This is a genomic window from Arthrobacter sp. SRS-W-1-2016 (assembly GCF_002009585.1).
Taxonomy (GTDB): Bacteria; Actinomycetota; Actinomycetes; order Actinomycetales; family Micrococcaceae; genus Arthrobacter; species Arthrobacter bambusae_A.
Map to the genome: position 1 here is coordinate 65,114 of NZ_MTPV01000022.1, position 8,277 is coordinate 73,390.

General features: G+C 65.6%; 9 protein-coding genes. 4 read left to right on the forward strand and 5 right to left on the reverse strand.

Going from position 1 to position 8,277, the window contains the following annotated elements; translation table 11 throughout:
• Positions 1 to 94 precede the first annotated feature (94 nt).
• Positions 95 to 1,462, reverse strand: coding sequence for an MFS transporter (locus tag BMF89_RS05725; RefSeq protein WP_078106114.1), 1,368 nt, complete (start codon positions 1,460 to 1,462; stop codon positions 95 to 97).
• Between the two features lie 131 nt (positions 1,463 to 1,593).
• Here BMF89_RS05725 and BMF89_RS05730 point away from each other — a divergent pair, with 131 nt between their 5' ends.
• Positions 1,594 to 2,172 (forward strand): VanZ family protein, encoded by a 579-nt coding sequence (locus tag BMF89_RS05730; RefSeq protein ID WP_078106115.1) that lies wholly within the window; start codon positions 1,594 to 1,596, stop codon positions 2,170 to 2,172.
• 10 nt (positions 2,173 to 2,182) lie between these two features.
• Here BMF89_RS05730 and BMF89_RS05735 read toward each other — a convergent pair whose 3' ends face one another.
• Together BMF89_RS05735 and BMF89_RS05740 are read right to left on the reverse strand one after the other, a co-directional pair.
• Positions 2,183 to 3,103: a hypothetical protein gene (locus tag BMF89_RS05735; RefSeq protein WP_216353790.1), complete on the reverse strand. Its 921-nt coding sequence runs from the start codon at positions 3,101 to 3,103 to the stop codon at positions 2,183 to 2,185.
• A 218-nt stretch (positions 3,104 to 3,321) separates the two neighbouring features.
• A complete protein-coding gene (locus BMF89_RS05740; RefSeq protein WP_078106116.1) occupies positions 3,322 to 3,870 on the reverse strand; it encodes a TetR/AcrR family transcriptional regulator in 549 nt (182 codons plus the stop codon).
• A 115-nt stretch (positions 3,871 to 3,985) separates the two neighbouring features.
• Between BMF89_RS05740 and BMF89_RS05745 the strand changes: the two genes are divergently transcribed.
• Positions 3,986 to 5,395, forward strand: a complete 1,410-nt coding sequence (locus tag BMF89_RS05745) for an MFS transporter (protein WP_078106117.1) — start codon at positions 3,986 to 3,988, stop codon at positions 5,393 to 5,395.
• A gap of 9 nt (positions 5,396 to 5,404) precedes the next feature.
• Here the strand turns inward: BMF89_RS05745 and BMF89_RS05750 are convergent, their stop codons facing one another.
• The gene (locus tag BMF89_RS05750) at positions 5,405 to 5,908 is read right to left on the reverse strand and encodes a DUF664 domain-containing protein (RefSeq protein ID WP_078106118.1); all 504 of its coding nucleotides are present in this window, start codon (positions 5,906 to 5,908) and stop codon (positions 5,405 to 5,407) included.
• 9 nt (positions 5,909 to 5,917) lie between these two features.
• Positions 5,918 to 6,256 carry a hypothetical protein gene (locus BMF89_RS05755; protein WP_078106119.1) on the reverse strand — a complete coding sequence of 113 codons (339 nt, stop codon included), beginning with the start codon at positions 6,254 to 6,256 and terminating at the stop codon, positions 5,918 to 5,920.
• A 144-nt stretch (positions 6,257 to 6,400) separates the two neighbouring features.
• Between BMF89_RS05755 and BMF89_RS05760 the strand changes: the two genes are divergently transcribed.
• Both BMF89_RS05760 and BMF89_RS05765 read left to right on the forward strand, forming a co-directional pair.
• Complete coding sequence (locus tag BMF89_RS05760; RefSeq protein WP_078106120.1) at positions 6,401 to 6,724, forward strand: hypothetical protein; 324 nt, start codon at positions 6,401 to 6,403, stop codon at positions 6,722 to 6,724.
• A gap of 93 nt (positions 6,725 to 6,817) precedes the next feature.
• Positions 6,818 to 8,277 (forward strand): DUF222 domain-containing protein (locus tag BMF89_RS05765; protein WP_078106121.1); only part of this gene is annotated, 1,460 nt, incomplete at its 3' end.

Consider the following 8,277-nt stretch of genomic DNA (forward strand, 5'->3'; position numbering starts at 1 on the left):
TGGGCATCGCACCGAAAATGAGTGGTCAAGGTGGGTCGGAGTAGGTATAGGGGTCTATCGAGCCGCAGCAGGTTTCGGAGCGGCGCGATGGGACCTATCCCACGGCCCCCGGCTTCCGCCAAGCCAGCGCCAGCACAAACACCACCGCGCTCAGCCCCAGCATCACGAGCACCATGAGCCCCCAGTTTGCCTGGTTGACCCCGGGCCCGTACAGCACACCAATGAGCACCGTCGCAGTGATGGCCCCGAGGTATCGGCACGTCTGGAAAATCCCGGCTGCCACTCCCCTGTCCTCAGGCCGCGCGGACACATACAAACCTTGGTTCGACGCCGTGCTGACCACGCCATACGGAACACCCATCAGCGCCGTGAGCACGAGCACCAGCGGGGGCCAGAAGGAAAGGGTCAGCACCCCGAGCGCGCCGGAAGCCAGCGCCAAAAGCACGACGCCGACGATCATCACGGACCGAACGCCGAACCGCTCAATGAACCGCACCGTCACCGGCGTCACGAAAACCGACATGGCAGCAAGGGGCAGCATCAGCAGGCCGACCACGCCGGCGTCGTACTTTCCGGCCTGCTGCAGCAACTGCGGAAGCCCGAAGAAGGCAAAATAGTAGACCGCACTGAACACCGCGAAACCCAAGTACAACAGCAGCAGCGGCCGGTTCCGGCCGAGCAGCCGCAAGTCCAGGAACGGCGGAGTGAACCGGAACTCGCGCCATGCGAACAGCCCCGCCAGGACCACGGCGACGGCGATGAACCACCAGCGATATGCCGGCATCACGTTGAGCAGGGCCATCATCGCGAGCGTCAGTGAGGCGATGAAGGCCAGGATGCCCGGAATATCGGAATCGCGCAGGAGGGCGGAGAGCTTGCCGCTTTCGCGTCCGACGTCGGGCGGCGCCACCCGCCGCACCACGATCAGGGCCAGAAGCGAGATCGGCACGTTGATCGCGAACAGCGCCTGCCAGCCGACAAGGCTCACCAAGAGACCGCCGACGACGGGCCCCACCGCTGCTGCCGAGGTGTTCGCCATCTGGATCCGGCCCAGGGGCCGGGTAGAGCTGATGTTCGCCTGCCGGCTGAGCGTCGAGACCATGACGACGGCGCACGGGTACGCGGTCGCGGTCCCCACCGCCATGAGCGCGCGGGCCACGCAGACCAGTGCGAAGTTCGGCGAGAACGGCGCCAAAAGGCAGGAAATGGCGACCACCGCCATGCCGAAGGTGAACAACCTCCGCGGACCGAAACGGTCCGCGAGCCGGCCCATGAGCGGCTGGCCAGCCGCGGAGGCGAGGTAGAACGACGTGATCACCCAGGTGACCGTGGCGACGTCGAGCGCAAAGTCCTGGCGCAGAACCACGAGCGCAACCGCGATCATCGACGAGTTCAACGGATTCAGCGCCGTCCCGAGACTCAATGCAGCGATCGCTAGGCCGGGGCGGGGTTTGTTGCTCACGTCCCTAAGTCTGGTCCATCGTTGCCTCGGGTCACGAAACGACGCGTCACGAACGGCGGCACTCCCCTGAGGCGGTTGTCGGATCCAGGTTTCACAGGAGCACAACAGGTTGCCTCTGTATCGTCCTGCGGATGCGTGCAAAACCGAAACCCACCACGGTCACGGATGATGTGCGGGGCAGTCGACCCACCACGAAACGGGCGAAGGCGGAGACTCTGGCCATCTTCGCCGTTTTCGCCCTCTACGCGGCCTTCCTCCTGAAGCTGCTTCTCTTCTCTCGTGCACCGGGTTCGGAGAGATCGATCAATCTCATCCCGTTCGCAAGCATCGCGCAATACGCGTTCAGCCACTCTCCCGGGACCGCGAGAGTGGCGTTCGCCAACGTCGTCGGGAACATCCTGATCTTCATCCCGCTCGGAGTCTACGCATCGTGGCTCCGACCTCGGGCGGCCGCATGGCTGACCATACTCAAGGTCGCCTCGGTCAGCGTCGCCGTGGAGATCATCCAGGGCGTGTTTGCGGTTGGAGCATCGGACATCGACGATGTGATTCTGAACTGCGTCGGAGGACTCATCGGAATTCTCGCATTCCGGCTGCTCTCCGCGATCCTGCGCCGGCGATCCCGGGAACGGACCGCGATGGCCGTGTTTTCGCTGCTTTCGATGCCCGTCTGGGTCTACTTCTTGTTCATCATCCGACTGCACATGTGAACACAACCCGTCAGCTCTGCGGTATGGACAGAACCGGCTTGCGCTTGCCGTTGGCGTCTTCAGTCAGCGTCGGGACCGGGGGCGCCGGCGGGGCTACTACCGGCGCGGGTGCTGGCGGTGGCGGCGGCGCGGGTGGAATGCAGGAGTAGTTGTAGTCGAAGTCCGTGGTGAATTGGGTGAGCGCAACCACGCCCCCGGCTGTCAGCGGAGGGGCCGAGCAGAGTTCGGCGGCGGACTCGGGTGACGTTGCTCCGGCAAGCCAGCTCTTAAGCCCGTTCAGATTGCTGTTGGGGCGAAGCTGACCAGCGATGACCCCGAACTGGTACGACGTTGAGTAGATGCCCACCGCAACGCCAATGCTTTGCAGGTAGGCGGCCATGCCTTCAAGATCGGCGGCGTTGGCCGCAGTGTCCCAGGACCAGGCATTCCCTGTCTCCACGTCCAGCCACCACATGTGCTTGGCGGGGTCGGGTACACCGAACCGATTGACGTCGTCGGAGGCCATGCCGTAACCGTAGATGTAGGCACAGGCCGCCGAAGCGGTCCCGTCGCAGTTTCCATACGGGTTGGGACCGGACAGGGTCACGTCCGTATTGGCTGACGGCCACCACCCGCCATATTCGGCGGGATTGGCGGTGTTGACGTACAGAGCGGCCGCCGCTTGGCTCGTCCCGCCCGCCGAACGGCTGGCCCAGCCCAGCTGTTCGGCGAAACAGGGATTCACGGTGGCCGGCCGGCCGCCGTTCACTCCGACGATCGCGAACGCCTGGCCGGAAGGGAGTCCGCCACCACATTGGGGCCAGGAAATGTCGTTGCCCAACGCGGCGGCCGGGTTCGGAGACGCCATCGGTGCGGCATTCGCGGCGGAGGATGGGATGGCTATCCAAGCAAACAAGAGGCAAGCGACGGCCATGAGTTTTGCAGTTTTCATGATGTGCGTCCTTGGCATGGTTCAGGGCCCTGCCGGGGCTGGTACTGCCGCACATTGCGTTCCAAAAAGCAATGGCAGTGAGCCATCTTCGGCTCACTACGGATCCTACGGACCGGCTTCCGGACAGCCTTGAGTGATCCCTACTCGACTTAGTTAATGAATTTGCGAGTGTGGCCGGGATTGTACCCGGAGAATGGGGCTCAGCCCTCTGAACCGCGTCAGGAAGCGATCAGTCCGTCAGCGACTACCGCGAGCATCGATGCTGCTGCATCGGCCGGAAGTTCGCTGTTGTCCACTACCGCGGCCACGCCACCGACGAGCCGGCTGATCTGCATCGCGTCGACTCCGGGGCGCAAGGCCGAGTCCAAAGCTTCGATCACGCGCTGATTGGCCCCGAGGTAGGTCTGGCACTTTGCCGCGAATGGCGAACCGGGGTCACCCAACGCGGCAGTAATCCGCGCGGCGGCACCCTTGTGTTCTGTCAGCATCGACGCATAGTCGGTCAGCCAATTCAGCAACCGCTCCCGCGCAGGGGCGTCGAGGGTCAGGGCCCGGTCGACGGCGGTGTTGACCTTCTCTGCCCACGCTTCCAGGACCGCGTCGTACAACGACTCTTTGGTGGGGAAGTGCCGGTAGAGCGTACCGGGTCCCACCTCGGCCGTTTTGGCAACTTCATCCATCGAAACGGCTTCATAGCCTTTGACCCGGAAGAGCGCACGTGCAATCTCCACGATCCGGTCGCGGTTGCGTTGGGCGTCAGCGCGCACAGAAACACCTTTCGATACACCATTGCAAAACGGAGAGTGTCTCCGTATAGTTCTAAGCGGAGCATCTCTCCTCTTAGTGTACGTCAGCCCCCTCGGCTAGAACAGGACACCTCCCATGACACCCACAATCGCCACACGCGCCCCAGCCGGGATCGTTACATCCGGCCGTCGCGCCGGCAGCATTGGCCTCTGGCTGGTCATGCTGGCCCAACTCATGCTTGTCCTCGACGCGACTGTCGTGAACGTCGCGCTCCCCCACATCGCCACCGACCTCCACTTCGACCGGGCCGAGCTCAGCTGGGTCCTGAACGGCTACGCCGTCGCTTTCGGCGGCCTCCTGCTGCTCGGCGGACGGATCGGAGACGTCGTGGGCCGCCGTCGCACCTTCCTGGTGGGCGTCGCGGCCTTCACGCTCTTCTCACTACTCGGCGGCCTGGCCACCTCGCCGCTCCTTCTCGTCATCGCACGCGCGCTTCAGGGCCTCGGCGCCGCATTCGCCGCCCCGAGCGTACTCGCGCTCATCACCACGAGCGCAAAGGACGACGGCGCGCGCAACCGGGCGCTCGCCCTGTTCTCCGCCATTGCCTCCATGGGTGGCGCGCTCGGGCTCATCCTCGGCGGTCTTCTTACCGACACCACCAGCTGGCGGTGGACCCTCTTCATCAACGTGCCGATCGGCGTCGTGGTCCTCATTGCGGTACCGCGCCTCGTCGCGGAAACTCCCCGGCGCCCCGGGCGCTTCGATATCCTCGGAGCGGTCACCGCGACGGGCGGCGCCGTCGCCATCGTGTGGGGCCTCATCCAAGCGGGCGACGTCGGCTGGTCGAGTCCGCGGACGATCGGCGGCCTGGTTGTCGGGGCCGCGCTGATCGCAATTCTTGCCGTCACCGAACGGAGGGTGGCCCACCCGCTGCTCCGACCGCAACTGCTGCGCAGCCCCAGCCGAGTGGCCGCGCTGGCAGCGATGGCGGCCACCTACGGCGGGATGCTGGCGATGTTCTTCCTCATGGTCCAGTACCTCGAAGACGATCTGCACCTCACGCCGATGGTGACGGGGCTGGCGTTCCTGCCGATGCCGCTGAGCATCTTCGCGATGTCGCGGATCGTCCCGCGGCTCCTCGAGCGCTTCGGGGCCGTGAGTCTGGTCATCTTCGGCACGGCCCTTCGCGTCGTCGCTTTCTTGCCGCTCACGCAACTCAACGCTGACACCCCGTTCGCCATTGTTTTGCTCGCGCTTCTGGGCACCGGAATCTCCGCCGGCATGACGTTCATGCCGCTCACGACGCTCGCGCTGCGAAACGTCGAACCCGAGCACGCAGGTTCCGCATCGGGACTCTTCCAGACAATGCAGCAGCTGGGCGGCGCCGTCGGGCTAGCCATCGTCGCTTCGATCTACGCGGCGTTTGCTGTCCCCGGCGATTTCCTGACCGGCGGGCGGGCCGGGTTCTGGTCGGCAACCGTCCTGTCCGCACTCGCGCTGGCAGCCGTCCTGGGGTTGGTCTTCAAACCCCGGAACGCCGCATGAGGAGTGCGCTCACAGGCCGCCTAAGCCCTTGGCATAGGCGGCCTGTCCCGCGTGCTGAAGGCAATCGGCAATAGTGCTGACCAACCGCACGCCGAGAGTGACCGGCGGGTCCCACCGGGTGTCGACCACACGGTCAAGATCCTCATCGCCAAGGGTTTTCACGAACGCCACCGTCTGCCGATGGACGGCGTCGTAATATTCGAGCAACAGCTCCGGCGGGGCCTGAACCGCGTCGACTTTATCGCTCGAGTGGCCGTAGCCGGTGTCGCGTTCGGGCAGTGGCAGCTTGAAGCGGCCGGCAAAATCCTGCGAGGTCCACGCCTGTTCGACGCCGGCGGCCGACGCGACTTGGACGTCTTCCACCCGGCTGAGGTGCCAAATCAACCAGGCAATTGAGTTCCCGGTGTCGCCGGGCCGTCGGACCAGGGACTCGTCGTCGACCCCTTGAAGCGTGGCGGCCACTATGTCACGGATCCGGGCAAAGGCATCCAGCAGCAGTTCGTTGGATTTCATCGCGTCCTTTCACTGTGTTCTTCGCCGGGATCCCACGAAGTCCAGGGCCTCGCGCGCCAGGGCCAGCCATGACTCCTCGTCGTCGGAAGTGACGGTGAGCCATTCCCTCATCGCACGGCCCTTTCCGGCGTCAAACGGCGCGCCAGCTCCGGTTCCGATCAACGTCTCGACCCGCTGGCGCGGCAGCTTCACAACGAGCCTGCCTCCGGAGATCATCGCAAAAATCGAGCCGTGGATCTTGAGCGCATTCGAACCGAAGCCGCGTTGCCCCGGTTCTCCCGGCACGCCGACGTCCGGACTGGCCCTGAATTCATCAACCAGCACGTTGAAACGCTCCTCAGGCAGCATGGGAACATCTTCCCGCCCAAGACCTCGTGGAACAACCGGTTCCGATCCGCCGGTTGTTCGGGATCAGGCATTCGGCGGATCTGCATCGGCGGGTCTGCAGGCATAAACTACAAACAGAACCCCTTCCGACTGCGGGGAGCTCACATGGACACTGAATTCGCCGATGTCATCGGTCATGATGTCACCACGATCACTTGTCTCTGCGGAAACACCGTCAGCAAAGAGGGATTGATTCAGGCCAACTCACAGGGCGTTCCTGTTTACGCCGGAAATGACTCGCCTGTCCCCGCGGGACTCGCCGCGTGGCCCGACGACGAGGACCTCTACACCCTGTGTCCGGCATGCGGCCGCGTCTATCACGACACCATCATTGAAGCGACAGGGACCGCGCCCGTTTCGTTCCAAGTCGATGTCACGGCAGGGCCGGTCGCGGAGGCGATCCGGGTTCATTGGGAGCTCAACAGCTAGTACTTGGGACGTGTTTTCCTTGTTTTCGCTTTTCGCGTCGGCGGGTGGCAGCGTGGGGGCTTAATTGTCAGTGCCTCGTGACAGGGTTTAGTCATGGAAGGCACCGGTCACCTCACCGCACCTCGGGCGGCAGCGCCCGACGGCGGGATCCCGTCGCCGGGGCGCGTGGCCCGCCGCCTGAAGCCCGTCGCCGCCCGCCATGCCCGGCTCCAATACGCAGCCCAGTCCGCAGCCCGGCTTCAAAACCCGGCCCGGTTTCAACACGCTGCGCAGCACCAGAACCTGGCCCGGCTCCAAAGCCCGGTCCGCTTCGAAAGCCCGGCCCGGTTCCAAAGCCCGGTCCGGTTCGAAAGCCCTGCCTCCGGCGGGCCGCTGCCCGTGGGCGGTCTTGATCAGGCGGTGGCGGTGATGGATGGGCTGCGCTCAACCGCTCTCGCCGACGCCCGCCTGTTCGGTTTCCCTGAAGCCGCGGATTTCGCCGGCCGGGTCGAGGAGATCGCCCGGACGGTGGAGTTCCTGCAGATCGTCGCGGCCCAGGCCGTGGAACGGACACGGCGCGAAGCCCAGGCCGCACGGCACACCTGCCCGGCTCCGGGGTGGAGGACCGGCTGGACCGAACCCACCACACCAGACACGGCCGACACGGCCGGCGCGGGAACTGACGCCGGCCCGGGAACTGACGCCGACACAGCAACCGCGGCAGGTGCGCCGGGGTCCGCGGCCGGCCTCGCCGAAGCCGCCGACGCGGTCCACGACGGGTACCGGAACGCCGCCGAATTCCTGCGCGCCAGGCTGCGGATCGGCATCAGCGAAGCACGGCGCCGGCTCACCCTGGCCGAAAGCGTGCTCCCGCAGACAGGAATCACCGGACAAGACCTCCCCGCACGCCACCCGGTCCTCGCCGCGGCCCTGTCCGCCGCGGCCGTGCCGTCCCGCTCGGCCACCCTCATCAGCATCGCCCTGGACCAGGTACGCCACCACGCCGACCCGGACACCGCCGGGCAGATGGAACACTCCCTGACCCGGACCGCCCTGGAAAGCGATCCCGATTTCGTGCACCGGATGGCCAAACGCTGGGTCGACGCCATCGACCAGGACGGAACCGAACCCAGCGAGGAAGAACTGCGCCACCGCCAAGGAGCATTCATCCGCACACCCCGCCACGGCCTGCACCACCTGGAAATCTTCGCCACCGCCGAACAAATCGAAACCCTCGCCACCGCCATGAACACCGCCGCCAACCCCCGCCTCCAACACCACACCGGCACCGGCACCGGCGGCGAGGGAGCACAGGGCACCGATTCAGGGGACACCGGCCCGGGCGGCGACAGCGACAGCGACGGCGCGCACCCGGGCCTGGACCGCCGCTCCCGCCCCCAGAAACTCCTCGACGGACTCGTCGGCGCCTGCAGTATCGCCCTGGCCACCGGCGAACTGCCGGCCAACGGCGCCCTCCGCCCCCAGGTCATGGTCACCATCGACTACCAAGACCTGCTCAACCGCCTCCAACACCCCACCCCCGGCACCCCAAACCCAGTCTCTTATACACAACT

What these genes read in the sequence shown, in the direction of transcription:
- BMF89_RS05730 (WP_078106115.1), top strand. Translation starts at nt 1,594, where the DNA reads ATGCGTGCAAAACCGAAACCCACCACGGTCACGGATGATGTGCGGGGC.
- BMF89_RS05735 (WP_216353790.1), bottom strand. Translation starts at nt 3,103, where the DNA reads ATGAAAACTGCAAAACTCATGGCCGTCGCTTGCCTCTTGTTTGCTTGG.
- BMF89_RS05745 (WP_078106117.1), top strand. Translation starts at nt 3,986, where the DNA reads ATGACACCCACAATCGCCACACGCGCCCCAGCCGGGATCGTTACATCC.
- BMF89_RS05750 (WP_078106118.1), bottom strand. Translation starts at nt 5,908, where the DNA reads ATGAAATCCAACGAACTGCTGCTGGATGCCTTTGCCCGGATCCGTGAC.
- BMF89_RS05755 (WP_078106119.1), bottom strand. Translation starts at nt 6,256, where the DNA reads ATGCTGCCTGAGGAGCGTTTCAACGTGCTGGTTGATGAATTCAGGGCC.
- BMF89_RS05760 (WP_078106120.1), top strand. Translation starts at nt 6,401, where the DNA reads ATGGACACTGAATTCGCCGATGTCATCGGTCATGATGTCACCACGATC.